26 protein-coding genes are annotated in these 26,100 nt (G+C 70.2%); 18 read left to right on the top strand and 8 right to left on the bottom strand.

Features of this window, described 5'->3' with window-relative positions:
- Window positions 1-91: 91 nt before the first annotated feature.
- The 6 genes from Q1A98_RS06600 to Q1A98_RS06575 are packed head-to-tail and all read left to right on the top strand — an operon-like array spanning window position 92 to window position 6,302.
- Window positions 92-1,888, top strand: a complete 1,797-nt coding sequence (locus Q1A98_RS06600; RefSeq protein WP_299571135.1) for an FAD-dependent monooxygenase — start codon at window positions 92-94, stop codon at window positions 1,886-1,888.
- A complete protein-coding gene (locus Q1A98_RS06595) occupies window positions 1,881-2,948 on the top strand; it encodes a maleylacetate reductase (RefSeq protein ID WP_299571133.1) in 1,068 nt (355 codons plus the stop codon). Before Q1A98_RS06600 ends, Q1A98_RS06595 begins: the two co-directional genes overlap by 8 nt.
- Entirely contained in the window at window positions 2,945-3,844 is a 900-nt protein-coding gene (locus tag Q1A98_RS06590; protein WP_299571131.1) for an intradiol ring-cleavage dioxygenase, read from the top strand. Before Q1A98_RS06595 ends, Q1A98_RS06590 begins: the two co-directional genes overlap by 4 nt.
- Window positions 3,845-3,890: 46 nt before the next feature.
- The gene (gene ychF, locus Q1A98_RS06585; protein WP_299571130.1) at window positions 3,891-4,970 is read left to right on the top strand and encodes a redox-regulated ATPase YchF; all 1,080 of its coding nucleotides are present in this window, start codon (window positions 3,891-3,893) and stop codon (window positions 4,968-4,970) included.
- Window positions 4,971-5,004: 34 nt separating this feature from the next.
- Window positions 5,005-5,571, top strand: a complete 567-nt coding sequence (locus tag Q1A98_RS06580) for a DUF305 domain-containing protein (RefSeq protein WP_299571127.1) — start codon at window positions 5,005-5,007, stop codon at window positions 5,569-5,571.
- Window positions 5,572-5,594: 23 nt separating this feature from the next.
- Window positions 5,595-6,302, top strand: a complete 708-nt coding sequence (locus Q1A98_RS06575; protein ID WP_299571125.1) for a GNAT family protein — start codon at window positions 5,595-5,597, stop codon at window positions 6,300-6,302.
- A 29-nt stretch (window positions 6,303-6,331) separates the two neighbouring features.
- On the opposite strand, the gene Q1A98_RS06570 is transcribed toward Q1A98_RS06575, so the two are convergent.
- Window positions 6,332-6,820 carry a hypothetical protein gene (locus Q1A98_RS06570; RefSeq protein ID WP_299571123.1) on the bottom strand — a complete coding sequence of 163 codons (489 nt, stop codon included), beginning with the start codon at window positions 6,818-6,820 and terminating at the stop codon, window positions 6,332-6,334.
- Between the two features lie 75 nt (window positions 6,821-6,895).
- On the opposite strand from Q1A98_RS06570, the gene Q1A98_RS06565 reads away from it, so the two are divergent.
- Entirely contained in the window at window positions 6,896-7,201 is a 306-nt protein-coding gene (locus Q1A98_RS06565; protein ID WP_299571122.1) for an MGMT family protein, read from the top strand.
- Here Q1A98_RS06565 and Q1A98_RS06560 read toward each other — a convergent pair.
- The gene (locus Q1A98_RS06560) at window positions 7,192-8,142 is read right to left on the bottom strand and encodes a homocysteine S-methyltransferase family protein (protein WP_299571120.1); all 951 of its coding nucleotides are present in this window, start codon (window positions 8,140-8,142) and stop codon (window positions 7,192-7,194) included. The genes Q1A98_RS06565 and Q1A98_RS06560 overlap by 10 nt on opposite strands.
- Before the next feature lie 60 nt (window positions 8,143-8,202).
- On the opposite strand from Q1A98_RS06560, the gene Q1A98_RS06555 reads away from it, so the two are divergent.
- Window positions 8,203-9,189 (top strand): LLM class F420-dependent oxidoreductase, encoded by a 987-nt coding sequence (locus tag Q1A98_RS06555; RefSeq protein ID WP_299571118.1) that lies wholly within the window; start codon window positions 8,203-8,205, stop codon window positions 9,187-9,189.
- Window positions 9,186-9,608, top strand: coding sequence for a hypothetical protein (locus Q1A98_RS06550; RefSeq protein WP_299571115.1), 423 nt, complete (start codon window positions 9,186-9,188; stop codon window positions 9,606-9,608). Before Q1A98_RS06555 ends, Q1A98_RS06550 begins: the two co-directional genes overlap by 4 nt.
- Here the strand turns inward: Q1A98_RS06550 and Q1A98_RS06545 are convergent.
- On the bottom strand, window positions 9,571-10,566 hold the full coding sequence (locus tag Q1A98_RS06545; protein WP_299571112.1) for an SDR family NAD(P)-dependent oxidoreductase: 996 nt from the start codon (window positions 10,564-10,566) through the stop codon (window positions 9,571-9,573). The genes Q1A98_RS06550 and Q1A98_RS06545 overlap by 38 nt on opposite strands.
- Window positions 10,567-10,738: 172 nt before the next feature.
- Between Q1A98_RS06545 and Q1A98_RS06540 the strand changes: the two genes are divergently transcribed.
- Entirely contained in the window at window positions 10,739-11,470 is a 732-nt protein-coding gene (locus Q1A98_RS06540) for a hypothetical protein (protein ID WP_299571110.1), read from the top strand.
- Here the strand turns inward: Q1A98_RS06540 and Q1A98_RS06535 are convergent.
- Together Q1A98_RS06535 and Q1A98_RS06530 are read right to left on the bottom strand one after the other, a co-directional pair.
- Complete coding sequence (locus Q1A98_RS06535; protein WP_299571842.1) at window positions 11,467-11,970, bottom strand: metallophosphoesterase; 504 nt, start codon at window positions 11,968-11,970, stop codon at window positions 11,467-11,469. The two genes, Q1A98_RS06540 and Q1A98_RS06535, sit on opposite strands and share 4 nt — an antisense overlap.
- A 5-nt stretch (window positions 11,971-11,975) precedes the next feature.
- Window positions 11,976-12,875 carry a hydroxymethylglutaryl-CoA lyase gene (locus Q1A98_RS06530; RefSeq protein WP_299571108.1) on the bottom strand — a complete coding sequence of 300 codons (900 nt, stop codon included), beginning with the start codon at window positions 12,873-12,875 and terminating at the stop codon, window positions 11,976-11,978.
- A 137-nt stretch (window positions 12,876-13,012) separates the two neighbouring features.
- Between Q1A98_RS06530 and Q1A98_RS06525 the strand changes: the two genes are divergently transcribed.
- Genes Q1A98_RS06525 through Q1A98_RS06505 form a run of 5 tightly spaced genes read left to right on the top strand, consistent with a single transcriptional unit; the run spans window position 13,013 to window position 19,565 of the window.
- Window positions 13,013-13,699, top strand: a complete 687-nt coding sequence (locus tag Q1A98_RS06525; RefSeq protein WP_299571105.1) for a GntR family transcriptional regulator — start codon at window positions 13,013-13,015, stop codon at window positions 13,697-13,699.
- Window positions 13,696-14,904 carry a CoA transferase gene (locus Q1A98_RS06520; protein ID WP_299571103.1) on the top strand — a complete coding sequence of 403 codons (1,209 nt, stop codon included), beginning with the start codon at window positions 13,696-13,698 and terminating at the stop codon, window positions 14,902-14,904. The genes Q1A98_RS06525 and Q1A98_RS06520 overlap by 4 nt, the downstream gene beginning before the upstream one ends.
- Before the next feature lie 40 nt (window positions 14,905-14,944).
- Window positions 14,945-17,002 (top strand): hydantoinase/oxoprolinase family protein, encoded by a 2,058-nt coding sequence (locus Q1A98_RS06515; protein WP_299571102.1) that lies wholly within the window; start codon window positions 14,945-14,947, stop codon window positions 17,000-17,002.
- 26 nt (window positions 17,003-17,028) lie between these two features.
- Window positions 17,029-18,912, top strand: a complete 1,884-nt coding sequence (locus Q1A98_RS06510; protein ID WP_299571100.1) for a hydantoinase B/oxoprolinase family protein — start codon at window positions 17,029-17,031, stop codon at window positions 18,910-18,912.
- Window positions 18,909-19,565 (top strand): isochorismatase family protein, encoded by a 657-nt coding sequence (locus tag Q1A98_RS06505; protein WP_299571098.1) that lies wholly within the window; start codon window positions 18,909-18,911, stop codon window positions 19,563-19,565. Before Q1A98_RS06510 ends, Q1A98_RS06505 begins: the two co-directional genes overlap by 4 nt.
- Window positions 19,566-19,569: 4 nt before the next feature.
- Here Q1A98_RS06505 and Q1A98_RS06500 read toward each other — a convergent pair whose 3' ends face one another.
- Together Q1A98_RS06500 and Q1A98_RS06495 are read right to left on the bottom strand one after the other, a co-directional pair.
- Window positions 19,570-20,055, bottom strand: a complete 486-nt coding sequence (locus Q1A98_RS06500) for an NUDIX domain-containing protein (protein ID WP_299571096.1) — start codon at window positions 20,053-20,055, stop codon at window positions 19,570-19,572.
- A 26-nt stretch (window positions 20,056-20,081) separates the two neighbouring features.
- A complete protein-coding gene (locus Q1A98_RS06495; protein WP_299571094.1) occupies window positions 20,082-20,648 on the bottom strand; it encodes a TetR family transcriptional regulator in 567 nt (188 codons plus the stop codon).
- 60 nt (window positions 20,649-20,708) lie between these two features.
- Between Q1A98_RS06495 and Q1A98_RS06490 the strand changes: the two genes are divergently transcribed.
- Together Q1A98_RS06490 and Q1A98_RS06485 are read left to right on the top strand one after the other, a co-directional pair.
- The gene (locus Q1A98_RS06490; RefSeq protein ID WP_299571091.1) at window positions 20,709-21,839 is read left to right on the top strand and encodes an FAD-dependent monooxygenase; all 1,131 of its coding nucleotides are present in this window, start codon (window positions 20,709-20,711) and stop codon (window positions 21,837-21,839) included.
- Window positions 21,840-21,895: 56 nt separating this feature from the next.
- On the top strand, window positions 21,896-22,984 hold the full coding sequence (locus Q1A98_RS06485) for an NADH:flavin oxidoreductase/NADH oxidase (RefSeq protein ID WP_299571089.1): 1,089 nt from the start codon (window positions 21,896-21,898) through the stop codon (window positions 22,982-22,984).
- Between the two features lie 14 nt (window positions 22,985-22,998).
- Here the strand turns inward: Q1A98_RS06485 and Q1A98_RS06480 are convergent, their stop codons facing one another.
- On the bottom strand, window positions 22,999-25,104 hold the full coding sequence (locus Q1A98_RS06480; RefSeq protein WP_299571087.1) for a DEAD/DEAH box helicase: 2,106 nt from the start codon (window positions 25,102-25,104) through the stop codon (window positions 22,999-23,001).
- A 94-nt stretch (window positions 25,105-25,198) separates the two neighbouring features.
- Here Q1A98_RS06480 and Q1A98_RS06475 point away from each other — a divergent pair, with 94 nt between their 5' ends.
- A complete protein-coding gene (locus Q1A98_RS06475; RefSeq protein WP_299571085.1) occupies window positions 25,199-26,068 on the top strand; it encodes a C1 family peptidase in 870 nt (289 codons plus the stop codon).
- The last annotated feature ends 32 nt before the right edge of the window (window positions 26,069-26,100 follow it).

Genomic DNA, 26,100 nt, shown 5'->3' with positions numbered 1-26,100 from the left:
GTTCTTCCTCGATTCCGCCATGTCCGCGGCGATCGCGCGGCGGACACGTCACGCGGTCGCAGACTCGGCGGAGACGAGGAGAGGTGGAGCCATGACGGCCTTCGACGACGGCATCGCGGCGACGGAACTGCCGGATCACGGTGTGGTGGAGACCGACGTGCTGATCGTGGGTTCGGGACCGTCAGGATCGGCCGCGGCGCTGTTCCTGTCCGAGCTCGGTGTGTCGACCATCCTCATCACCAAGTACCGGTGGACGGCGAACACCCCGCGCGCCCACATCACCAACCAGCGGTCGATGGAGGTGTTCCGCGACCTCGGCATCGAGGACGAGGTGCTGGCCGAGGCCACGCCGCACGAGATGATCGGCGACACGGTGTTCTGCACCGCGATCGCGGGCGAGGAGATCGGGCGCATCCGGACCTGGGGGACCCGGCCCGACCGCGAGGGCGACTACCGCCTGGCCTCGCCGTGCCTCACCGTCGACATCCCGCAGACCTACCTCGAGCCGATCCTGCTGCGCAACGCGACCATGCGGGGGACCCAGACCAGGTTCTCCACCGAGTACCTCCGTCACGTCCAGGACGACGACGGCGTCACCGTGGAGGTGCGCGACCGCCTCACGGGGTACGAATACCGGATCCGAGCGCGGTATCTCATCGGCGCCGACGGGGCACGATCGCGGATCGCCGAGGACATCGCGTTGCCGTTCACCGGGCAGATGGACATCGCCGGCTCGATGAACATCACCTTCCGGGCGGACATCGCGCCGCTCGTCGACCACCGGCCCAGCGTCCTCTACTGGGTGATCGCGCCGGGCTCGAACGTCGGTGGCATCGGGACCGGGCTGGTGCGCATGGTCCGCCCCTGGGACGAGTGGCTCATCGTGTGGGGCTACGACATCTCCGGTCCGCCACCGGAACTCGACGACGAGATGGCGCGCGGGATCATCCGCGACCTCCTGGGCGTCCCGGACCTGGAGCCGGAGATCACCGGCTACAGCCTGTGGGGCGTCAACGAGATGTACGCGACCGAGCTGCAGCGGGGTCGCGTCTTCTGTGTCGGTGACGCGGTGCATCGGCATCCGCCGTCGAACGGGCTGGGCTCGAACACGTCGGTGCAGGACTCCTACAACCTGGCGTGGAAGATCGCGGCCGTCCTCGACGGCCATGCGGGTCCGGCGCTGCTGGACTCGTACACCGCGGAGCGCGCGCCCGTCGCCGAGCGGATCGTCACCCGGGCCAACCGGTCGGCCCGCGAGTTCTCCGACCTGTTCGAGGCGCTGGGTGTCGTCGGACTCGAGGGGGACGAGATGGCCGCCGCCATCGCCGAACGCAAGGCCGCGACGAGGGAGGGCGCGGCGAAGCGAGCCGCCCTGCTCAAGGCGATGGACACGAAGAACTACGAGTTCAACGCGCACGGTGTGGAACTCGGGCAGTTCTACACCTCCGGGGCGATCGTGTCGGACGGCACCGAGCCGGTAGCGCCGTCGGGTCGCGACGACGCCGATCTCTTCCACGTCATGTGCACCTCGCCCGGCGCGCACCTGCCGCACGCCTGGGTCGGCGACAACACCCGCCGGATGGCGATGATGGATCTCGCGCCGTACTCGCGGTGGACCCTGATCACCGGACTGATCGGCGGCGCATGGGCCGATGCCGCGGAAGCGGTGGCGACGGATCTGGGTGTACCCCTGGAGGCCGTGGTGATCGGACCGGGCTGTGCGGTGACCGACCTCTACTACGACTGGGCGAAGCTGCGGGAGGTCGACGAGTCCGGCGCGATCCTCGTCCGGCCCGACAAGCACATCGCCTGGCGGTCACACGATCTCCCCGACGACCCGACGGCTGCGTTGTCGTCGGCGATGCGGACGGTGCTCGGACGTGGCTGATCGTTTCGTCCACGAGACGCTGCCACAGCGCGTCGTGTTCGCCGCCGGCGACGCCCGATCGGCGCTCGAGGCGGAGGTCGGTGCACTGGGCGCACGGCGGGCGATGGTCATCGCATCCGATCGCGACGCCGCCCGGGTCGATGCCATCGTGGCCGGACTCCCCGACGTGGTCCGCCACACCGAGGTCGTCATGCACGTCCCGGTCGAGGTGGCCAAGCGCGCCAGGGCTGTTGCGGCCCAGCAGGACGTGGACGCCGTGGTGGCCGTCGGAGGCGGGTCGACGACGGGTCTCGCGAAGGCGGTCGCCCTGACCACCGGCGTGCCCGTCGTCGCCGTCCCGACCACCTTCTCGGGCAGCGAGGCGACCGACGTGTGGGGGCTCACCGAGGACGGCGTGAAGACGACCGGGGTGGACCGTCGGGTGCTGCCGCGCAGCGTCGTCTACGACGCCACCCTGCTGACGACGCTGCCCACGGATGCGACCGTGGCCAGTGGGTTGAACGCCCTCGCGCACGGTGTCGACGCGATGTGGGGCCCGCGTGCCGACCCGATCGACCGGGCCCTGGCCGAGGAGGGCATCCGAGCACTGCGTGACGGCCTCGTCGGTGCGGTCGGCGATCGGGGAGCGTCGGACACCGTCGACGACGTCGAGCGGACGCTGTACGGCGCCTACCTCGCGGCCGTGGCGTTCGCCTCTGCCGGATCGGCCATGCACCACAAGATCTGTCACGTGCTCGGCGGGATGTTCGACCTGCCGCACGCACCGACGCACGCCGTCGTGTTGCCGTACGTGCTGGCGTTCAACGCACCGAACGCGCCGGACGCCGCGGCGCGCATCGCGCGGGCACTCGGGGCCGATGACGCCGTCGCGGGGCTGACGGACCTGGGGACGCGGGTGTCCGCGCCGACCGCGCTGAAAGACCTGGGGATGCCGGAGTCCGGCATCGAGGCGGCCGTTCCGCGCATCCTCGACGCGATCCCCGGTGACAACCCGACCCCGGTGACGGAGCCCGCACTGACGGCGTTGCTGCGCGCTGCCTACGAAGGAGATGACCTGTGAGCACCGACGACCACCCAGCGATCTCCGACGAACAGCGCGCCGTCGAGGAGGACGTCACCGAGCGCGTGCTGCGGTCCTTCGACGGGTGCGAGAACCCGCGGCTGCGCCAGCTCATGACGTCGCTGACGCGCCACCTGCATGCGTTCCTGCGCGACGTTCGGCTCACCGAGGAGGAGTGGGAGCAGGCGATCGCGTTCCTCACCGAGGCCGGTCACATCACCGACGACAAGCGGCAGGAGTTCGTGCTGCTCTCGGACACCCTCGGCGCGTCGATGCAGACCATCGCCATCAACAACGAGGTCCGCGGCGACGCCACCGAGGCCACCGTGTTCGGGCCCTTCTTCGTGGAGGGTGCGCCGCGCATCGAGCACGGCGGCGACATGGCGTTCGGCGCACCGGGGCAGCCGTGCTGGGTCGAGGGGACCGTCACCGACACCGACGGCGCACCGGTTGCGGGTGCCCGGATGGAGGTGTGGGAGGCCGACGACGACGGTCTCTACGACGTCCAGCACGACGACGGTCGGGTCGCGGCGCGTGCCCATCTCTTCTCCGGCGACGACGGCTCCTACCGGTTCTGGGCGATCACGCCGACCCCGTACCCGATCCCCGACGACGGGCCCGTCGGGCGGATGCTGCAGGCGGTCGGCCGCTCGCCCTACCGGGCGTCCCACCTGCACTTCATGGTCACCGCCGACGGTCACCGGCGCCTGGTCACGCACATCTTCGTGCGCGGTGACGACCTCCTCGACCGCGACAGCGTCTTCGGCGTGAAGGAGTCGCTGGTGAAGGACTTCGTGGAACACCCCGCCGACGAACCCACCCCGGACGGGCGGCGGGTCGACGGATCGTGGTCCAGCGTGCGGTTCGACATCGTGCTCGCGCCATCGGGGTCGTAGAAGGGCATTCGTCGGCCGGGGCCTGCGAAACCTAGACTCGACACCCGTGAGTCTCACCCTCGGAATCGTCGGCCTGCCCAACGTCGGCAAGTCGACCCTCTTCAACGCCCTGACGCGCAACGACGTGCTGGCCGCCAACTACCCTTTCGCGACCATCGAGCCGAACGTCGGCGTCGTCGAACTGCCCGATGCGCGGCTGGGGCGGCTGGCCGAGATCCACAAGAGCGAGCGGATCCTGCCCGCCACGGTGTCGTTCGTCGACATCGCCGGCATCGTCAAGGGCGCGTCGGAGGGTGAGGGGATGGGCAACCAGTTTCTGGCCAACATCCGCGAGGCCGACGCCATCTGCCAGGTGGTCCGGGTGTTCGCCGACGACGACGTCGTCCACGTCGACGGACGCGTCGACCCGCTCGCCGACATCGAGGTCATCGAGACCGAGCTGATCCTCGCCGACCTGCAGACGTTGGAGAAGGCGATCCCGCGTCTGGAGAAGGATGCGCGCAAGAACAAGGATCTCGCCGAGTCCCTCGCCGCGGCGCAGAAGGCGAGCGAGCTGCTGAACTCCGGCAAGACGCTGTTCTCGCAGAAGGATTCGATCGACTTGTCGTCGCTGCGCGAACTGCACCTCATGACGACGAAGCCGTTCCTCTACGTGTTCAACGCCGACGAGTCGGTGCTCACCGACGACGCCCGCAAGGACGAGCTCCGCGCCGCCGTCGCGCCCGCCGACGCGGTCTTCCTCGACGCCAAGGTCGAGAGCGAGCTGCTCGAGCTCGACGCCGAGGACGCGCAGGAGCTCCTGGACTCCATCGGGCAGACGGAGCCGGGGCTCTACTCGTTGGCGCGCGCCGGGTTCCACACCCTCGGCCTGCAGACCTATCTCACCGCGGGACCGAAGGAGTCGCGCGCCTGGACGATCCACAAGGGCGACACCGCCCCGAAGGCCGCCGGCGTGATCCACACCGACTTCGAGAAGGGCTTCATCAAGGCCGAGATCGTCTCCTTCGACGACCTCGACGCCGCGGGATCGATGGCCGCGGCCAAGGCCGCCGGCAAGGTCCGCATGGAGGGCAAGGACTACGTCATGCATGACGGCGACGTCGTCGAGTTCCGCTTCAACGTCTGAGCCACCGCGCCGGGTGCGCGGGCACACTGGACTGATGCGCACTCCACGCCGTCCGTCACGTCTCCGATCGCTGGTTGCTCTCGTCGTCCTCGCCGTCGTCGGCGCGGTGTTCGTGACCGCCTGCGGGAGCGACTCGAGTCCCGCCCCGACCCACAACGCCACCGACGACGCCTTCGTGGTGGCGATGGCGCGCCACCACCAGCGCGCGATCGAGGTCGGACAGCTCGCGGCCGACAAGGGCAGCGACCCCCGCGTGGTCGACTACGGGCGGTTGATCGTCTCCCAACAGACGCCCGAGCTGCAGAAGCTCGACGGGTGGAAGAACCAGTGGACGCTGCCCGCTGCCGACCCGGGTGGCGCGATGCCCGACGGGTACATCACCGACGCGACACTGGCCGGCCTGAAGGGCATGTCGGGTGTGGCCTTCGACCGCGCCTTCCTGCTGGACTCGGCCACCAGCGAGACCGGGGCCGCGGCGATGGCGCAGCGGGAGCTGGCGTCCGGGGTGTACGCGCCGGCGCGGGAACTCGCGACGTCGATCTCCACCGCACCGACGACCCAGATCCCCAAACTGCGCGCTCTCGCCGCACAATTGGGCTAGCGAGTCATGGGACGATCACCCGCGTGACGAGCGCATCGCGGACGAACGAGTTCGGTCAGCCGGTCGGTGAGGACGTCGTCGACTGGCAGCCGCCCCCGCGGCCGAGCAATGCCGTCCTACGGGGGACGCACTGCACCCTCGAGCCGCTCGACGCGGACCGCCACGCCGATGACCTCTTCGCCGCCTACGCGGCGGCTCCGGACGGCCGCGACTGGACCTACCTCCCGCTCGGCCCGTTCGCGACGATCGAGGAGTTCCGCGCGTGGGCGGAACCTGCTGCTGCCGGACAGGATCCGTTCCTGTTCGCCGTCGTCGACACCGGCACCGGGCGTGCGGTGGGCACGCTTGCGTTGATGCGGCAGGACCCTGCGAACGGCGTGGTCGAGGTCGGGTACGTCATGTTCTCGCGGGCGCTCCAGGGAACGCGTGCGTCGACAGAGGCGCAGTACCTGCTCATGCGGCACGCCTTCGAGCTCGGCTACCGCCGCTACGAGTGGAAGTGCGACAGCTTCAACGACCCGTCCCGCCGGGCTGCGGCGCGGCTGGGGTTCACCTACGAGGGCACGTTCCGACAGGCCGTCGTCTACAAGGGTCGCACCCGGGACACGGCGTGGTTCTCGATCCTCGACAGCGAATGGCCCGACATCCGAACAGCTTTCGAGACCTGGCTCGATCCCGCCAACTTCGACGCCGACGGCCGCCAGCGCGCCCCGCTCCGCACGAATCCGTAATGTTTCTTCCCGCTTAGCGGGAACAATCACTACGGATCGGCCTGTGTGGGTCGGGCGATGACGGTGGCGACCTCCAGGACCGCGGTCGCGCCGAGCACGACGGCGACGAGGATCGTCGGACTGGAAGAGATCCCGTCCGCGCTGTTGACCGCAGCGATCACCGTGAGGACGGCGACGACGGGGATCGCGACCAGGAGCACGCTGATCAGCGCGCCGCGTCGGGCGGCGTCGGCCTGAACGATCGCGGCGATGACGAGGACCGCCACGGCGACAGCGGTGACGGGCCCGGCCCAGTCGACCGCTGCGTTCACGTCATCGCTGATCAACAAGGACGTGCTGTAGGCGTTCGACGCAGAGACGCCGGCCAGTGGCGCGTAGGAACCGTGGTAGGTGACCTCACCGGCGTCGCCGATGTTCAGCCAGCTGACGCGCCCCGCGACCAGGGCGACGACGACGAAGACCCACCACGCGGCGCGGCGCACCCACCGCGCGACAACCCATCCGGGACGACCGATCATGTGCCCACCCTGACAGATGCCCGAATCGGTAGCAGTTCTTCCCGCTGAGCGGGAAGAACTGCTACGGATTGTCGGGTGGGTGAGGCGCAGGAGGAGTTCGCGGCGATGGTGCTCGACGTCGTCGACCGCATCCCGCCGGGTCGGGTGATGACCTACGGCGACATCGCGGAGTACCTGCAGCGCGGCGGGCCGCGGGGGGTCGGGGGAGTGATGGCACGGGAAGGCGCCGCCGTCACCTGGTGGCGCGTGGTCCGCGCGAACGGCACTCTGCCCGCGCATCTCGTCGTCGACGCGCAGGAGCACTGGCACATCGAGGGCACGCCGCTCCGGCGCGGAGTCGTGCACGTCGACGCCGCGCGCTGGTGGCCTGATCAGGAGTGAGAGCGCACGGCAGCCACCTGCGCCGCGATCTGCTCGAGGTGGGTGTCCCACGTCCCGCAGCACCCGCCCCAGATGTCGATGTGCGGGAAGCGCTGCGCCAGTTGACCCATGAGCTCTCCGAGGTCGACGGGGTCGCCCTGTTCGAGATGACCGAGTGAACTCAGTTCGATCTTGTCCAGCAGTGCCGCGTTCGGACGCAGGCTGCGGACCCGCTGGAACCACGGGCCGGGGTCGATCGCGGGGATGAACTCGTGGGGATGCGAGCAGTTGATCCCGTAGAACGCGGGTGCGGCGTCACCGGTCTCGGCGTCGACGGTCTCGACCGCCTCCCGCAGCGACGGCCCCGACGCCAGGCAGTGGGTGGCGTTGTCCAGGGTGAACGAGATGGAGACGGGCAGTCCGACGTCCGCGGCGGCGCGCGCGATCCCGATCGCCTCGGGGACGGCGCTGAGCGTCAGTGACTGCACGAGGTCGACCTCGGCGCGGGCCAGGGTCGCGATCTGCTCCGAGTGGTAGTCCTGCGCCTCGTCTGCGGTCACCTGGCGCGCCGGGTCGTAGGCGTCCTCGCGGGGGCCGACGACCCCGGAGACCAGGATCGACGGGATGCGCTCGGCGTACGGGGCGGCGACCTCGCGTAGGAACTCGATGCCGCGGATCTGCGCGTCCGTTAACGCCTCCGACGACCAGCCCAGCCTCGCAGCCCAATCGGGACTCGCCCGATAGTCGACGCCGGCCATCAGGACGCCGAACCCGTGGCGAGCGGCCGTGTCGAGGTAGCGCCCGTACATGTCCCGCAGCACCGCGACAGCGTCGGGATCGTCGAGCAGCGGGAACATCGCGAACTCCGGCAGGTCGAAGCCGTGCCGATAGTGGATCTCGGTCTCGGGGCCGCCCTCGGTGAGGAACGTCAGTCCGGACATCTGGGTCGGGAACGGTGCCACGGGCGTCCCTTCGTTGGTGATCGACTGTCGCACATCCCGCCCGTGGCTACGCTGGAATCCATGCGCTTCGGACTGTTCGTTCCCCAGGGTTGGCGTCTCGATCTGGTCGGTATCGAGCCGGCACAGCAGTGGCAGACGATGCTCGACATCGCGACCGTCGCCGACCAGGGCCCATGGGAGTCGATCTGGGTCTACGACCACTTCCACACCGTCCCGATCCCGACGGAGGAGGCCACCCACGAGGCGTGGTCGCTGATGGCGGCGTACGCGGCCGCCACCTCGCGGGTCCGCCTCGGCCAGATGTGCACGTGCATGGGCTACCGCAACCCGGCGTACCTCGCCAAGCAGGCCGCGACGATCGACATCATCTCGGGCGGCCGCGTCGAGATGGGGATCGGAGCCGGCTGGTACGAGCACGAGTGGAAGGCCTACGGATACGGCTTCCCCCGCGCCGGCGAGCGGATCGCGATGCTCGACGAGGGCGTACAGATCATGCGGCAGATGTGGCGCGACGGGACCGCGGCCCTCGACGGGAAGCACTACCAGGTCGACGGCGCGATCTGCCGCCCGCTGCCGTTGCAGGACAACGGCATCCCGCTGTGGATCGCCGGTGGTGGCGAGAAGAAGACGCTGCGCATCGCCGCGCAGTACGCCGCGTACACCAACTTCGACGGCACCCCCGACGTCTTCGACCGCAAGTCACTGATCCTCGCCGACCACTGCCGTGACGTCGGCACCGACTTCGACGCGATCACCCGGTCGGCCAACTACAACGTGGTCATCGCGCCGACCGAATCCGAGGTGCAGGACAAGGTCGACCGCATCCGTGAGCAGTACCGGCCGTTCCTCGCACCCGAGGCCCTCGACGGCGCGGTCGAGTCGTTCGCGAGCGGACCCCTCGTCGGGACGCCGGACCAGATCGTCGAACGCCTGCGCTCGGCCGAGGGCCAGGGAATGACCTACGCGATCACCTATTTCGTCGAGGCGGCCCACGACCGGTCGGGTCTGGAGTTGTTCACCGACAAGGTCATCGGGGCCTTCACGTGACCGTCGATCCCGCCCCGGAGGTGTCGCGGCGACTCGCCCGACGCCTGGCCATCTGGGGCGGGGCGTCGACACTGGCGGGCGGGGCGCTCGCGGTGTTCGGCTCGACTGCTCGGGCGCGGGCCTTCGGGCAGCAGAACGCGGCGTGGGGGGCGATCGATCTCGTCATCGCCGCCGTCGCGACACGCCAGTCGACGCCACCGACCACCTCGAAGCTACGCCGACTCCTGTGGGTGAACACCGGACTCGACGTCGGCTATGTCGCGGGCGGGGCATGGTTCGCGCAGAACACCCCGGACCTCGGGGGTCGCGTCACACCGGAGCAGGCCCGCGGCCACGGCGCGGCGGTGATCGTGCAGGGCGCCGCGTTGTTCGTCCTCGACCTCACCCACGCCCGAGCGTTGTCGGATCGACAGCGGTAGCCTCGACAATCCTGTGCCACAGCGCATCCCGCGCGGCGGGATCGTCGTTGCGCCAGGACGGGTAGTGGGTCGGACGCGGTGCGCGATCATGCCAGAACAACCCGGTCGACCGTGCCGCCTCGTCGGCCGCGCACAGCCACACGATGGTGTCCGCGCCGTCGGAGTCGGTGCGCAGGATCGGTCCCACGACCTTCGCGAAGCCGGGGATCGAATCAGTGACACCGGGTGTGTCTGCCCAGCCCGGATGCATGCTGTGGACGACGGGACCGGGCTCGGTGACGGGGGAGCGGTCGCCGGTGATGCGGTCGGCGAGTTGCTCGGCCACGACCACCTGCATCCGCTTCGTGCGTGCGTAGGCGGTGAGGCCCGAGTACGTGCCGTGCTCGTATTCGAAATCTGTGTCGCGCAGGGGGACGGGGTACATGCCGCCGCTGGAGACGAACACGACCCGGGAGCCGGCGCGCAACACCGGAAGAAGTCCCACGGTCAGCGCGACCGGCCCGAGAACGTGCGTGGCGAAAGCGGACTCGTGTCCCTGCGCCGAGACCGTCCGCTCCGGGGGCATTACACCGGCGCTGTGGACCACCGCATGCACGGAGTCGAGTTCGGCGGTCACCTCGCCGACGAGCCGGCCGACCGCATCGAGGTCGCTGACGTCGCAGGGCCGGATGACCAGATCGGCGGCAGGGACGCGTGCGCGGATGCGATCGGCCGAGGCGTGGAGACGGTCGGCGGTCCGCCCGACCAGGTGGACGCGGGCGCCCAGGCGCGCGAGGCCGACGGCCGTGGCCGCTCCCAGGCCGGAGCTGCCCCCGGTCACGATCACGTCGACGGGTTCGCCGAACGGTTCGGGATCCGGTGCCCAGAACCGGCGGCGCACCGCCGACCCGATGCGGGAGTATCCGGGGATCACGGCGCGGTCGAGGAGGACGTCCACGCCGCGGAACAGGGGATTCACCCGCTCGAGGGTAGTCGGGGCCGCGTCTGTGAAACGTCACGAATCGGACAGACGTTTGTGTAGTTCGCCAACACAACTGTTATCGATCCTGAATCGAGCCGTGATCACGCCGGTTAGTTTGCAACGGCAATCGACTCCACGGGGCGTCGATCCGGACACGATCGGACAGAGCATGAGATTCCGCAAGCACGTCATCGCCGTCGTCGCAGCAGCCCTCTCGGCGGCGGCGGTGGGGGCGGTCGGTGTGGCGCCGGCCCAGGCCGATGTCGGCGACGACTATCCGGTGGGTATCGCCTTCACGGCCGACACCACCACGGTGATCTCGAAGACCGGGCAGCCGGTCACCTTCGGTACGACGACGCTGTCGACGCGGACCGACCTGACGAACCTCGTCGGTACCCTGAACCTGCCGCAAGCAACGGCCGCCCTGAAGCTCGGGCCCGTGACGCTGGCGACCTTCACCATCTCTCTCGTCGACCCGTCGAAGGTGACCGGCACCATCACGCAGGGTGGAACGGCCGACAAGCCGACGCTCGACCTGAAGGTCGCGCAGTCGTTCCGGATCCGCCTCGACAAGGTTGCGCCGCTGGGTATCGGCTCGCTGGGCTCCTCGGACCTGACCCTCGTCCCCGCTGGTGGCAACTGCTCGACGACCACGACCACCGCGAACCTGACCGGGTCCATCGACGCGACCGAACTGTTCCAGCAGAACACGACCGACACCCACGTGAAGGGCACCTACACGATCCCGCCGTTCCAGGGTGACTGCGGACTGTTCGCCCCGATCATCAACGGGCTCATCGCCGGTCCGAACAACACTCTGGACGTGCACCTGACAAAGCCGGTGTTCGACTTCGGTGCCACGTCCCGCGCGTCGGCGCTGAGGGCGATCGCCGCGCGTTAGGCCCGAGCGGCGAGCTGGTGCAGGCTCACCTGCGTCAGCTCGCCGTCGCCGACGGTGGCGGTCATGTACGTGCAGTGGGGTTGCCGGCGGCGGTCGGTCGGCGACCCGGGGTTGAGCAGTCGCATCCCGGTGGGGCCCACCGTGTCCCACGGGATGTGGCTGTGGCCGAACACGAGGATGTCGGTGTCGGGAAACGCTGTCGCCATGCGCTTCTCGCGTCCCGGCGTCGCGCCGGTCTCGTGGACGACGGTGAACCGCAGGCCGCCGAGCGTCACATCCGCGCGTTCGGGCAGTCGGTCGCGGATGTCGGGGCCGTCGTTGTTGCCCCAGCACGCGACGAGTCGCCGCGAGCGTTCCTGCAGCAGATCGACGGTGGCGAGGTCCACCCAGTCACCGGCGTGGATCACGACGTCGGCCTCGTCGATCGCGGCGAGCACCTCCGCGGGGAGTCGCTTCGCGCGCTTCGGGATGTGCGTGTCGGCGAGGACGAGCAGCCGCAGCGGCGTCATCCCGGGAAGGTTCCGGCCTTGCCCAGCAGTGCCTGCACCGGCGACGCGAGTTCGGCGCTGAGCCACGTCGCCGCGTCGACGACGACGTCGTGCGCGATGCCGGTAGACACACCGGACCGCTCGAGCTGGTAGCGCAGGTCCTCGGTGGCGATGTTGCCGGTCGCGGCGGGTGCGAACGGGCAGCCGCCGAATCCGCCGATGCTCGCGTCGAGTGCGCATTCGCCGAGGTCGAATGCGGTGAGCGCGTTCGCGTATCCGCTGTTGCGTGTGTTGTGGAAATGCCACCGGCGACGGACGTCGGGGGCGACACGGACCAGCCCGTCGTGAAGCGCACGGACCTGGGCGGGTACGCCCACACCGATGGTGTCGGCGATCGCGATCTCGTCGGGCCCGGACTGCGCGACGCGGTCGATGATCTCGATCACCTTCTCGCTGGGCACCTCTCCGCTGAACGGGCAGCCGAACGACACCGCGAGGGTCGCGGAGGTGAACACGCCTGCGGCCTTCGACCGCTCGGCGATGCGCTCCCACCGGGCGATGCCCTCGGCCACGTCGCACCCCTGGTTGCGCACGCTGAACTCGTCGGTGCAGACCACCACGACGTTCACCTCGTCGACCCCGGCCTCGAGCGCGCGGTCCAGGCCGCGCTCGTTGAGGACCAGTCCGATGTAGCTGACGTCGTCGCGGCGGGGGAGACCCGCCATCACCTCTTCGGCGCCCGCCATCTGCGGCACCCGCTTCGGGTTCACGAAGCTCACCGTCTCGATGCGCTTCAGGCCAGCGTCCACCGCACGATTGATCAGCTCGACGCGGGTGTCCACGTCGAGGACCTTCTTCTCGTTCTGCAGCCCGTCGCGCGGACCGACCTCCACCACGTGTGTGCCCGAGACCGTCATGGTCGCCATTCAACCATCGCGCACCAGGTCGTGAGTTGCATACAGAGACAACGATCGGCATGTGAAATCTCGGTAAAACACGCGCATTGCTCCGGTGGTCGACCTAAGTTGCATACAACACGACGACAGGAGTGGATGTGGAGCGAGCTGTCGACCGGGCGTACTCGTCGATCCGTGCCGCGATCCTCGACGGCAGCTACGGTCCCGGCGCGCGGCTCGGCGAGGCCGAACTCGCGCAGCTCACCGAGGCCAGTCGCACGCCGGTGCGGGAGGCCCTGCGCCAGCTCGAGGTCGAGGGCCTGGTGGAGGTCCTGCCTCACCGCGGTGCACGGGTGTCGGCGTTCACCGCCGACGACCTCGACGAGATCTACGACCTGCGCATGACTCTGGAGGCGCTCGCTGCGGGCCGGGCGGCGACCCGCATCACTCCTGATCGCATCGACCGGATGGCGCAGTTGTGCGACGAGATGGAGGCCGCCGCCGCGGCCGGTCAGCTCGACGCCGTCGCCGCGGCCAACGTCGCCTTCCACGGCATCGTCCGCGAGGCGTCGGCGAGCACGCGACTGACCTCGATGTTGGCCGCCGTCACACAACTGCCGCTGATGATGCGCACCTTCCACCGGTATGCGCCCGACGACCTGCGTCGCAGCGCCGGTCATCACCGTGAGCTGGTCTCCGCCCTGCGAGCACGCGACGAGGTGTGGGCCGACGCGGTGATGCGGTCACATGTGCGCGCAGCCAAGTCCGTCCTGCTCGCATCCCTGCGTGCCGACGAATCCGCCGCCGCAACGGCTCTCGACGACGAGATCGGAGTGACCGCATGACCGACACCGCACGCACGGGTCCTCTCGCCGACCTTCGGGTGGTCGAGATGGGGCAGCTCCTCGCCGGCCCGTTCTGCGGACAGCTCCTCGCCGACTTCGGTGCCGAGGTGATCAAGCTCGAGGCGCCGGGCAGCGGGGACCCCATGCGGCAGTGGGGGCGTGAGAAGCCCTACGGCAAGTCCCTGTGGTGGCCCGTGGTCGCCCGGAACAAGAAGTCGGTGACGTGCAACATGCGCACGCCCGACGGCCAGCGTCTGGCCCGCGACATCATCGCGCAGGCCGACATCGTCGTGGAGAACTTCCGTCCCGGCACCCTTGAGCGGTGGGGGCTGGGCTACGACGTCCTGAGCGCCGACAATCCCGGGCTCATCATGGCGAGGGTCAGCGGGTACGGACAGACGGGTCCGTACTCGACGCGCGCCGGATACGGCTCGATCGGCGAGGCCATGGGCGGGATCCGCTACGTGACAGGGGATCCCGGCAACGCCCCGTCCCGCGCGGGGATCTCTCTCGGCGACTCGCTCGCCGCGGTGTTCGCGACCATCGGCGTCCTGTCCGCGCTGCACGGACGTTCCGTCACCGGACGCGGGCAGATCGTGGACTCCGCCATCTACGAGGCCGTGCTGGCGATGATGGAGTCGATGATCCCCGAGTGGGGGATCGCCGGATACCAGCGCGAGCGGACCGGATCGGTCCTGCCGAACGTCTCGCCGAGCAACGTCTACCCGACCGTCGGCGGCGAGATGATCCTCATCGCCGCCAACCAGGACACCGTGTTCAAGCGACTCGCGGCTGTCATGGGCCGCGACGACCTCGTCGGCGAGCCCCGGTTCGCCGGGCACGCCGCCCGCGGCGAGAACATGGACGAGCTCGACGGGATGATCGCGGCCTGGACCGCAGACCAGGAGACCGACAAGCTCCTCGAGCGACTGCACGACGGCGGTGTCCCCGCCGGGCGGATCTACACCGCCCGCGACATGTTCGACGACCCGCACTTCGCCGCGCGCGACGCGATCGTGCGGCTCGCCCACCCCGATCTCGGCGAGTTCCCCGTGCACAACGTCTTTCCCAAGCTGAGCGAGACCCCCGGTGCCGTGCGACATCTCGGCCCCGAACTCGGTGAGCACAACGACGAGGTCTACGGCGGGCTGCTCGGCCTGACCGAGGCCGACCGCGTCGACCTGCACGACCGCGACATCATCTGACCCCCGACCCCGGACGACCCTGCGACACCCAGGAGGACCCATGCGCTATCGACTCGGAGTGGACGTCGGCGGCACGTTCACCGACGTGCTCCTGCTGGAGGAGACCTCCGGCAGCACCTACCGCGCGAAGACCCCGTCGACGCCTGCCGACCAGTCCGTCGGCGTGCTCAACGGTGTCGGCAAGGTGTGTGCCGACGCCGGGATCGACCCTGGTCAGATCGAACAGGTGCTGCACGGGACGACCGTCGCCACCAACGCGATCCTGCAGGGTCGGGGTGCGAAGGTCGGACTGGTGACCACCGACGGGTTCCGGCAGGTGCTCCAGATCGCGCGGTCGTTCGTGCCGGGAGGCCTGGCGGGCTGGATCATCTGGCCCAAGCCCGAACCGCTGGCCGCGCTGGAGAACACCGTCGAGGTGGTCGGTCGCATCGCCGCCGACGGCAGCGAGGTGCGGCCCCTCGACGAGGAGCAGTGCCGCGCCGCGCTGCGATCGCTGAAGGGCGCCGGCGTGGAGGCCATCACGGTGTCGCTCATCAACTCCTACGCCAACGCCGACCACGAGGAGCAGGTCGGCCGCTGGATCGCCGAGGAACTGCCTGACATCCCGGTCTCGCTCTCATCACACGTGCTGCCCGAGATGCGCGAGTACGAGCGCACCCTGACCACGGTCGCCAACAGCTACGTGCAGCCCGAGGTCTCCCGTTACGTGCGCAACCTCGACACCTCGCTGCACGACAAGGGGATCTCCGCACCACTGTCGATCCTGCGCAGCGACGGCGGCCTGGTACAGGCGGACAAGGCCGCCGAGGACCCGGTGTCGCTGCTGCTCTCCGGTCCGGCCGGCGGTGTCACGGGTGCCGTCTGGTTCGCCCAGCAGGCGGGGTACTCCGACTTCCTCACCTTCGACATGGGCGGCACCTCGACCGACGTCGCCCTCGTGCTGGACGGCAAGCCGCGCATCGGCCGAGAGACGAAGGTCGGTGACCTGTCCGTGCGGGCCACCAGCGTCGACGTCCGCACCGTCGGTGCCGGCGGCGGCTCCATCGCCCACGTCCCCGAGCTGACGAAGGCGCTGCGCGTCGGACCGCAGTCGGCCGGTGCCGATCCCGGACCCGCCGCCTACGGCAACGGGGGAACCGAACCGACGGTCACCGACGCCAACGTCGTCCTCGGATACCTGCCGAGCGAGCTCGCGGGCGGCGAGGTGGCACTCGACGTCGACGCCGCGCGGACGGCGGTGGCCACCGTCGCCGACGCGATGGGTCTGGACTCCCCGGAGGCCGCGGCGTCCGGGATCATCGACATCGTCAACGAGAACATGTTCGGCGCCCTGCGGCTCGTCAGCGTGCAGCAGGGGTTCGACCCCCGCGACTTCGCCCTGGTGTCGTTCGGCGGCGCCGGGCCGTTGCACGCCAACGCACTCGGGCGGCTCACCGGTTCGTGGCCGGTCATCATCCCGCCGTCACCGGGCGTCCTGTGTGCCTACGGTGACGCGACGACCTGCCTCCGTGCGGAGAGCGCCCGCACGATGGTGCGTGCGTTCAGTGACCTCAGCAGCGACGAACTGCGGTCGGTCATCGGCGATCTCGCCGACTCCGCGGCCGACCGTCTCGCCGAGGAGGGGGTCGACCGCGCGGACCAGACCGCGACCTATCAGGTCGACCTGCGCTACCACGGCCAGGGATTCGAGATCCCCGTCGACCTCGACGCGGACGTGCTCACGGGTACCGGGGACCTGCTCGCGGACCTGGGTGCCGCTTTCGACGGCGAGCACAAGCGACTCTTCTCGTTCCTGCTGCCCAACGAGCGCGAGGTGATCAACCTGCGCGTCACGGTCAGCGGCCCGCGGCCGCAGGTGGCCTTCACCGAGGTGGAGCAGGGATCCGAGGACCCTTCGGCCGCACTGCTGCGCGAGTCGAAGGTGTGGATGGACGGCGGCCACACCGACGCCGGCATCTACGACCGGTCGAAGCTCCTGGCGGGCAACGTCGTCCGCGGTCCGGCGATCGTCACCGAGATGGACTCGACGACGCTGGTGCTCTCCGGGCACGCGGCCACCGTCGACCCCAGCGGCTGCCTCGTCATCCGACCCCTCTGACCCCCTCGGCGACACAGGAGAACCTCATGGCCACCATCATCGAGACCACCACCGAGCCCGTCGAGAAGACCACCGTCGACCCGGTCACCCTCGACATCATCGAGAACGCCCTGCGCAACGCGCGCTACGAGATGGACGAGGTGCTGTTCCGCACCGCGCTGTCGCCAGGCATCCGCGAGCAGCACGACGAGTTCCCGCTCATCGCCGACCCCAGCGGCAAGATGGTGGTCGGCCAGTTCGGACTGTCGGTGCCCGACTTCCTCGACAACTTCCACGGCACCGTGGGCGAGGGCGACATCCTCCTCACCTCCGACCCCTACGCCTGTGGCGCTGCGATCAGCCACGCCAACGACTGGCTGGTCGTGCTGCCGATCTTCCACAGCGGCCGGGTCGTCGGTTGGTCGTCGATGTTCGGCCACATGTCCGACGTCGGTGGCAAGACACCGTCGTCCATGCCGGCCGACGCGCGCACCATCTACGAAGAGGGCGTGGTGATCCCGCCGTTCAAGCTGTACGACCACGGCGAGCTGAACGACACCGCGCTGGACATCATCCTCAACCAGGTCCGCATGCCGGACTGGAACCGCGCCGACCTCAACGGGCTGGTCGCGGCGTGCACCACCGCATCTCGTCGGATCGTCGAGCTCTGCGACCGGTTCGGGGTCGAGACGTATCTCTCGGCCCTCGACGCCCTGCTCGACCGGAACTACCAGGCGATGAAGGTCCTGCTCGCCACCCTGTTCGTCGACGGCGAGACGATCGAGTTCAGCGACTGGATCTGCGATGACGGGTGCGGTTACGGCCCGTATCAGCTCACCATCAAGCTGACGCGCCACGGCGAGAAGATCCACCTCGACTTCTCCGAACACGCCCCGCAGGCGGTCGGTCCGATCAACTACTTCATCAACGAGAACCTCGTCCGGATGTTCTTCGGCATCTACGTCATCACCATCGCCGATCCCCAGATCCTCTGGAACGACGGGTTCTATCCGCTCATCGACGTGACGATCCCCGACAACTCGTTCTGGAAACCCGCGTATCCCGCTGCCCTCAACGGTCGCAACCACGGGATCGGCCGCGTCTTCGACCTCTTCGGCGGACTCCTCGGGCAGAACAACCCGGAGATCCTCAACGCCGCCGGGTTCTCGTCGTCGCCGCACTTCATGTACTCGGGCCATTACGAGGGTGGGCCGCGGGACGGCGAGTGGTTCCAGCTGTACTCCATCGGGTTCGGAGGCATCCCCGGCCGGCCGATCGGCGACGGCCCCGACGGTCACTCGCTGTGGCCGTCGTTCGTCAACATCCCGTGCGAGTACCTCGAGTCGTATTACCCGCTGCGGGTGGAGCGCTGGGAGACGGTGCCGGACACGGGCGGTGCGGGTGTCCACCGGGGCGGCAACGGCGTCGACGTGTCCTATCACTTCGAGCAGCCGGGGACCATCGCCATCCACGACGACCGCTGGCTCACCTACCCGTGGGGTGTCAACGGCGGCAAACCCGGTGCGCGCGGCCGCAAGTGGATCCAGCGTGCGAGCGGTGAGGTCGAGATCCTGCCCAGCAAGATCCACGACGCGCCCGTGTACCCCGGTGACGTCCTGCACTTCGTGACCTGGGGTGGTGGCGGCTGGGGCGATCCGCTCGATCGTGATCCCGAACTCGTCGCCCTCGAGGTCCGTCGGGGTCTCGTGTCCGTCGACGGCGCCGCCGGCGGTTACGGCGTCGTCTGTGATGCGGACGGTGTCGTCGACGCCGCGGCCACCGACGCACGACGGTCCGAGATCCGTTCCACGCGGGGTGAACTGACCACCTTCGACATGGGCCCGGAGATGCCGGAGATCCTCGAGCGGTGCGAGGCCGAGACCGGCCTGCCGGCGCCGCGTCCGCCGGTGGCGGCCCGGTCGGGGCGGTGACCCCGGCGTCGGAGCCGCTGGACGAGTACCGCGCGTCGGGGTTCGCGGGCTCGGTCGGTGTAGGGGAGCACCCAGCGGTCCTCGTGATCGATCTCGCGCGCGCCTACACCGAGGACGACTCGCCTCTGCGTGCGCCGGTCGAGGGCGCCGTGGCGGCGTGCGGACGACTCGTCGACGCGGCTCGGGGCCTCGCCGTGCCGGTGATCTTCACCCGCGTCGAGTACCAGATGGACCCGCAGACCGGCGAGGTCGTCGACGGTGGCCTCTTCGTCCGGAAGATCCCGTCGCTGCGGGTGTTCGCGGCGGGGTCGCCGCTCGGCGACTTCGTCGACCATCCGCGGCCCGCTGCCGGGGAGACGGTGGTGACCAAGCAGTACGCGAGCGCCTTCAGCGGCACGTCGCTGGCCGCGACGCTGACCGCTCGTCGGATCGACACCCTCGTGATCTGCGGTCTGTCGACGAGCGGTTGCGTGCGCGCGACGGCCACCGACGCCATCGCCCACGGGTTCGCGCCCATCGTGGTGGCCGACGCGTGCGGTGACCGCACCCGGCCGATCCACGACGCGAACCTGCTCGACCTGCAGGCGAAGTACGCCGACGTCGTCGACGTGGACGCGGCGATCGGACTGCTCGGCGGCGGTCGGGCGACCTAGCGGGTCACGTCCGGAAGACCGCGTCGGGGCGGTCGTCGACGGCTGCGGCGATCCGGCGCCGCATCTCGTCGGACATCGGCGGCAGGGCATCGAGCGGGAACCACCCGCACTCGGTGTTCTCGTCGTCACCGATGGCCGGTTCGCCTGCGGTCCACCGCATCCGGAACGTGAGGTCGAGGTACTGCGAGACGTCGCCGTTCGGGTAGGTGATCGGGTCGGTGACGCCGACAGCGCTGAGGCGTTCGGGCACGGCCGTGCACCCGGCCTCCTCCGTCACCTCGCGCGCGGCAGCGATCGCCGGTTCCTCGCCGGGGTCGATGATGCCGGTGACGGGCGTCCACGCACCGGTGTCGGCGCGACGCACGAGGAGCACGTCGGTGTGCGGTGCGGCGTCGGGGTCGCGGAGCACCACGGCCGTCACCCCGGACAGCCACAGCGGCGCATGGCCGATCTTCTCGCGCAACGCGAGGATGAAGTCGGGAGTGGGCACGTCCCGAACTGTAGGCGGGGGTGACCTCAGGCGCTCCCGCCGGTGAGCAGCCACTGCAGAGTCGGGGCGAACCGCTCGACGATCTCCTCCCGTGTCGACGCGACGACCTCGGGAACCCGGACGACGTGGCGGAGCGTGGCCAGGCCGATCAGTGTGGACACGATCACCTCGACCGGCGGGGTCTCCTCGCGCGTCCCCCGTGCGGCCTCGATCGCAGGTCGCACCTGATGCTCGAACGTCGCGCGCATCCGATCGCCGGCCTCGGGGTCGGTTCCCGCGGCGGCGAGCAGCACCCGCAGAGATTCGCCGGCGTCGCCGTCCCACCGGTCGAGAAACGCCTCCACGACCGCACGGCCGAGGTGTGCGGGGTCGACGTCGGTGAAGTCGGGCAGGCCGAGGTCGACCTGCACAGCCACGTCGTAGAGCCCTCGTTTGCCGCCGAAGTACCGCATGATCAGCGCCGGGTCGACGCCCGCGTCGGCGGCGATCTCGCGGACCGTCGTCGCGGCGTATCCGCCGCGCCCGAATCGGTCGCGGGCCGCGGCGACCAGGGCACGGCGGGTCGCGTCGGCGTCGCGGCGGGGGGTGGGCACACGGGGAGTCTATGTCAACGAACGTTGACCTGGCGGGGGGTCCATGCCTAAAGTCAACGCATGATGACATCGACGGGACCGCAGACCGCGCTGGTGGTGGGAGCCGGGCCGACGGGGCTGACCGCGGCGATCGGTCTGCGACGCGCGGGACTTTCCGTCCGGGTGGTCGACGCGGCGTCGGAAGGGGCGAACACCTCCCGTGCCGCGGTGATCCACCCGCGGACACTGGAGGTCCTCGAGCCCCTGGGGGTGGTGGACGCGATCCTCGATCGCGCCCTGCGCGTCCCCCGTTTCGACATCCGCGACGGCGCCCGATCGGTGGCGCAGCTGAGCTTCGATGGCCTGCCGACGCGCTATCCGTGGACCTCGATGATCTCCCAGGCCGACACCGAGGCGATCCTGCGCGACCGGCTCGCCGCTCTCGACGTCCCGGTGGAGTGGACCACGCCGGTGACAGGGCTCGATCTCGACGACACCGGGCGGGCCACCGTGCACCTCGGGTCGGGGGAGGCGGTCCGACCCGACGTGGTGGTCGGTGCCGACGGCATGCACAGCACCGTGCGCGAGGCGGCGGGCATCGGGTTCCCCGGCAGCGGATACGAGCAGTCGTTCGTCCTCGCCGACGTCTCCATGGACTGGCCCGTTCCCCGCGACACCGTGTCGCTGACCTTCGCGCCGGACGGCCTCGCCGTGGTCGCGCCGCTGCCCGACGACCGGTTCCGCGTCGTCGCTACACTCGACGACGCGCCGCGGCAGCCGGGCGGGGACGAGATCGAGGCGTTGCTGGCCCGTCGCGGTGGATCCGCCGCCGTCCACGACGTCGCCTGGAGCGGGCGCTTCCACGTCCACCACCGTCTGGCGGAGACGTATCACCGCGGCGCCGTCGCCCTCGTCGGCGACGCCGCGCACGTCCATTCACCGGCAGGCGGTCAGGGCATGAACATCGGTGTCCAGGACGCTGTCGTACTCGCGGAGATCCTCGGTGCAGGAGACGAACTCGACGGCTATGAGAGCCGGCGACGCCCTGTCGCGCGACGGGTGCTCGCACTCACCGACCGGATGACCCGCGCCGCGACCACCCGGGGGGCCACCGTCCGGCATGCCCGGAACGGCGCGGTGCGCCTCGCGCTGTCCCTGCCGCCGATCCGCCGGCGTGCGGCGATGGAACTCGCGGAGCTCACCCACCGCTGACGGCCCTCGGGCGCGGCCGGGGATGACGCCGGGGTGGCGATCGGTTGCACCAGAGCGTGAATGCACCCACCCTCTTCACCCCGCTGTCACTGCGCGAGGTCACCTTCGGAAACCGTGCGTGGCTGTCGCCGATGTGCCAGTACAGCTGCTTCGAGCGCGACGGGATGCCCGGTGACTGGCACCTCGCCCACCTGGGATCGCACGCGATCGGCGGCTTCGGGCTCGTCATGACCGAGGCAGCCGCGGTGACACCGGGGGGACGGATCAGCCCGGAGGACGCGGGGATCTGGAACGACGAGCAGGCCCGCGCGTGGGCGCGCGTCGTCGACTTCGTGCACGCGCAGGACTCCCGGGCCGGCGTGCAACTGGCCCATGCCGGACGCAAGGCGTCGACGTGGTCGCCGTTCGCGGACGACGAGGGATCGGTGCCGGAGTCGGACGGCGGGTGGGAGGCGGTGGCGCCGTCCGCCGAGGCGTTCGAGGGTTACGCGACACCACGCGCGCTGACCGTCGACGAGATCGGTGACGTCGTACGGGCTTTCGCCGACTCCGCGCGCCGCGCCGACGACGCCGGGTTCGACGTCGTCGAGATCCACGCCGCGCACGGCTACCTGCTGCACGAGTTCCTGTCGCCGCTGTCGAACCACCGCGACGACGTGTACGGCGGTGACCTGGACGGCCGCATGCGACTCATGCTCAAGGTCGCCGAGGCGGTGCGTGCCGCGTGGCCGGCCGCCAAGCCCCTCTTCGTCCGCATCTCCGCCACCGACTGGACCGAGGGCGGCTGGTCTGGTGACGATTCCGTCGTGCTCGCGCAGCGCCTGGCCGATCTGGGCGTCGACCTCGTCGACGCGTCAACCGGGGGCAACGTCCTCGCCGACATCCCCGTCGGGCCGGGCTACCAGGTGTCGTTCGCCGCGCAGATCCGCGAGAAGGCGTCCGTCGCCACGGCGGCGGTCGGTCTGATCACCGACGCCGACCAGGCCGAGACGGTGCTGTCCACCGGGCAGGCCGACGCGGTGTTCCTCGCCCGCGCGGCACTGCGCGATCCGGCGTGGCCGCTGCGTGCCGCGCACACCCTCGGCCTCGACCACCACGAGGCGCCGTACCGCCCGCAGTACGTACGCGGCGCCTGGCGCGACTGACCGGCGCGCCCGCCTCAGGCGGGTCGGTGGATCAGCAGGGGGAGCACGCGATCGGCGCCGGCGTCACGGAGATGCGCCGCGGCCACCGTGACCGGCCACCCCGAGCGACTCGCGTCGACGACGAGCAGCACGACGCGGCCTGCGATCTCCGACGGTGCGGGACCCATGGACGCGCGCCACTGCGCGGCTTCCTCGGCCCCGGACGCCTCGCGGTCGATCTCGACGCCGTCGACCGGCTGGTCGGCGCGCTCGAGCGACCCGACGGAGGCGAGGTGGTCGGCGACGCGGGCGGCCAGGTCGCTGCCGGTGAGCGTCAGGGTGACCGCGACCTCGGGGCGCGCCACCCACTCCGATCGCCAGCGGGACAACGACCGCACCGCTGCGGCGCACACCTGCTCCACCGCGTCGTCGTCGCCCCGTCGCGCCGCGGCCAGGGTGTCCGCCCATTCCGGCGCGTCGGCGTGGACGAGGACGCGCCCGGGCTCGGCGGCGAGATGGGTCGGGATGCGACCCTTCGCGCCGAACACCCCGCCCGGCCACATCTTCCGCGGCGTCAGTTCCTGCGCATCGGACCGCAGTGCTCCTGCGATGGACCGTGCGGTCTCGGCGTCCGCCGCCTCGGACAGCCCCGGGGACAGCGCGCCGCGGCACACGGAGCAGCGGCCGCAGTCGCCGACGTCGGGGTCGTCGAGTGACTCGACCAGGAGGGCCATGAGGCACCGGTCGCCGCGGGTGTAGGCCCGCATGATGTCGGCCTCACGGCGTCGCGTGGCGACGATGCCATCGTAATGTGCAGCGTCATAGTGCCATTCACGATCGGTGGCGCGCCAGCCGCGTTCGATGCGCTCCACGGCGCCGTCGACGGCGAGCTGTTTGAGCATCAGTTCGACGCGCGTGCGGCGGATGCCGGTGGACGCCTCGAGCGCGATGGCCGACGGCGGGTCGTCGGGGTCGGCGGATCGCAACTCGGTCAGGACGGCGTCCATCTGCCGGGGGTCGGGGATCGTCGCGGTGGCGAAGTGGTCCCAGATGCCGGCGTCCGCCGACGAGGGCAGGAGCACCACCACGGCCTCGTCGATAGCGCGCCCGGCGCGGCCGACCTGCTGGTAGTACGACACCGGTGACGGCGGTGACCCGACGTGGACGACGAACCCGAGATCGGGCTTGTCGTAGCCCATCCCGAGCGCCGAGGTCGCGACGAGCGCCTTGAGGCGGTTGTCCCGCAGCGCGTCCTCGAGCTCATGTCGCCGGTCGGTGTCGAGTTGGCCCGTGTAGGCGGCCACCGCGACGTCGTCGCCGTGGACGGTCCGGATCGCCGCGACGAGACGGTCGGCGTCGGCGACGGTGAGGACGTAGACGATGCCCGAGCCCGGCAGGCGGTTCAGGTTCTGCGCCACCCACGCGTAGCGGTCGAGCGGGCTCATCGACGGACACACGTTGAGCGTCAACGAGCGTCGCGCGAGCGGGCCGCGCAGGACGAGGGTCGCGGCGCCGAGCTGGCGGGCGACGTCCTCGGTGACCCGCTCGTTGGCGGTCGCGGTGGTGGCCAGCACGGGCATGGCGGGGTCGGTGGAGGACAGGATGTCCGCGACCCGGCGGTAGTCGGGCCGGAAATCGTGTCCCCAGTCGGAGATGGAATGGGCCTCGTCGATGACGAGCATGCCGAGACGGGTCGCGACCGCGTCGAGCACACGACGTCCGAACCCGGGGTTCGCCAGGCGCTCCGGTGACACGAGCAGCACGTCGAGGGTGCCGTCGCGGAGGTCGGTCTCGATCGCAGACCAGTCGTCGACGTTGCTGGAGTTGACCGTCGCCGCCCGCAGTCCGGCCCGCTCGGCGGCCGCCACCTGGTCCCGCATGAGGGACAGCAACGGCGACACGATGAGTGTCGGGCCGGCGCCCTCCGCCCGGAGGATCGCGGTGGCCGCCCAGTACACCGCCGACTTGCCCCAGCCGGTCGCCTGCACCACGAGGACCCGAGCGCCGGGCGCGAGGAGCGCGGCGACCGCGGTGCGCTGGTCGTCGCGGAGGGTGGCGCCGGGCCCGGCCAGCGCCTCGATGACCCGTGTCGCGACGGCGGCCCGCTCGGGCGTGAGGTCGGCTGTCTGTTCTGTCTGCATCGGGATCCGACGCTACCGCGCGGCACCGACCACACTGTGCTTCTATTTCGCGTAAGTAATCATCAGCAGCGTGATGTGTCGTCGAGGAGACAGCATGAAGTGTGGGGTCATGGGACGTGCCGTGGCGGCAGCGGTGGTCGTCGTGGCGACGTCGTCGATGGTGGCGGGAGCCGTGGCCGACGCCGCGCCGTCGGCGCGGGCCGCCGGACACGGACTCGGTCTCGACGTGGCGCAGGCGCGGTCCACGAAAGGCACCGACACCTCGTCGGGCGACGCGTTGCCCGCGAAGCTGCGGGGGACCACCGCGCTGCCGGCGTCGGCGTCGCTGCAGCAATACGCCCTCGCGCCCGGCGATCAGGGCCAGGTGGGCGCGTGTGTGACCTGGGCGACCGGGTACACGGGCTACGGGATCCTCATGCGCGAACAGGGCATCGGAGGTGCGCCGATGGCGCCGATGTACATCTACTCCCAGATCGCCCAGGGTGACGACGAGGGCACCACCGCCGCGGTGGCCCTACCGATGGAGGTGTCCCAGGGCATCGACACCCGCGCCGACTACACCCAGGGCGACTACGACTTCACCACCCAGCCCACCGCCGCCGAGCGGACGAACGCGGCCCGCTACCGGCTCTCCGGCTCGAGCGACCTCACCGCGCGCGGCGACCTGAAGACCAATGTCGAGACCGCGATCGCCAGCGGCCTCCCCGTGACCATCGGCTTCCAGGTGCGACCGAACTTCGAGACCCTGTCCACCTCGTCCTACAACTACGTGCCCGACACGCGTCAGGCGTCCCTCGGTGGTCACGAGGTCACGATCGTCGGATACACGTCGTCCGGTGTGACGCTCGAGAACTCCTGGGGCTCGTCCTGGGGCAACAACGGCTTCTTCACCGCGCCGTGGTCGTTCGTCACCGGCTCCGAGGTCGTCGAGGTGCATTCCATGGGCAAGCTCGTCACCTCCTAACCGCCGCCGCCGGTGGTCCCTCGGGACCGACT

This window comes from uncultured Williamsia sp. (genome assembly GCF_947494875.1).
In the GTDB taxonomy this organism is placed as follows: domain Bacteria; phylum Actinomycetota; class Actinomycetes; order Mycobacteriales; family Mycobacteriaceae; genus Williamsia_A.
Note: the sequence above shows the minus strand (reverse complement) of the source record. Positions and strands in the feature narration are given on the sequence as shown.

Bases quoted from the DNA above. Each gene is read 5' to 3' on its own strand.
- Q1A98_RS06555 (WP_299571118.1), top strand. From the start codon at position 8,203: ATGCGCTTCGGACTGTTCGTTCCCCAGGGTTGGCGTCTCGATCTGGTC.
- Q1A98_RS06475 (WP_299571085.1), top strand. From the start codon at position 25,199: ATGAAGTGTGGGGTCATGGGACGTGCCGTGGCGGCAGCGGTGGTCGTC.
- Q1A98_RS06520 (WP_299571103.1), top strand. From the start codon at position 13,696: ATGACCGACACCGCACGCACGGGTCCTCTCGCCGACCTTCGGGTGGTC.
- Q1A98_RS06490 (WP_299571091.1), top strand. From the start codon at position 20,709: ATGATGACATCGACGGGACCGCAGACCGCGCTGGTGGTGGGAGCCGGG.
- Q1A98_RS06540 (WP_299571110.1), top strand. From the start codon at position 10,739: ATGAGATTCCGCAAGCACGTCATCGCCGTCGTCGCAGCAGCCCTCTCG.
- Q1A98_RS06580 (WP_299571127.1), top strand. From the start codon at position 5,005: ATGCGCACTCCACGCCGTCCGTCACGTCTCCGATCGCTGGTTGCTCTC.
- Q1A98_RS06515 (WP_299571102.1), top strand. From the start codon at position 14,945: ATGCGCTATCGACTCGGAGTGGACGTCGGCGGCACGTTCACCGACGTG.
- Q1A98_RS06480 (WP_299571087.1), bottom strand. From the start codon at position 25,104: ATGCAGACAGAACAGACAGCCGACCTCACGCCCGAGCGGGCCGCCGTC.
- Q1A98_RS06510 (WP_299571100.1), top strand. From the start codon at position 17,029: ATGGCCACCATCATCGAGACCACCACCGAGCCCGTCGAGAAGACCACC.
- Q1A98_RS06570 (WP_299571123.1), bottom strand. From the start codon at position 6,820: ATGATCGGTCGTCCCGGATGGGTTGTCGCGCGGTGGGTGCGCCGCGCC.
- Q1A98_RS06530 (WP_299571108.1), bottom strand. From the start codon at position 12,875: ATGACGGTCTCGGGCACACACGTGGTGGAGGTCGGTCCGCGCGACGGG.
- Q1A98_RS06600 (WP_299571135.1), top strand. From the start codon at position 92: ATGACGGCCTTCGACGACGGCATCGCGGCGACGGAACTGCCGGATCAC.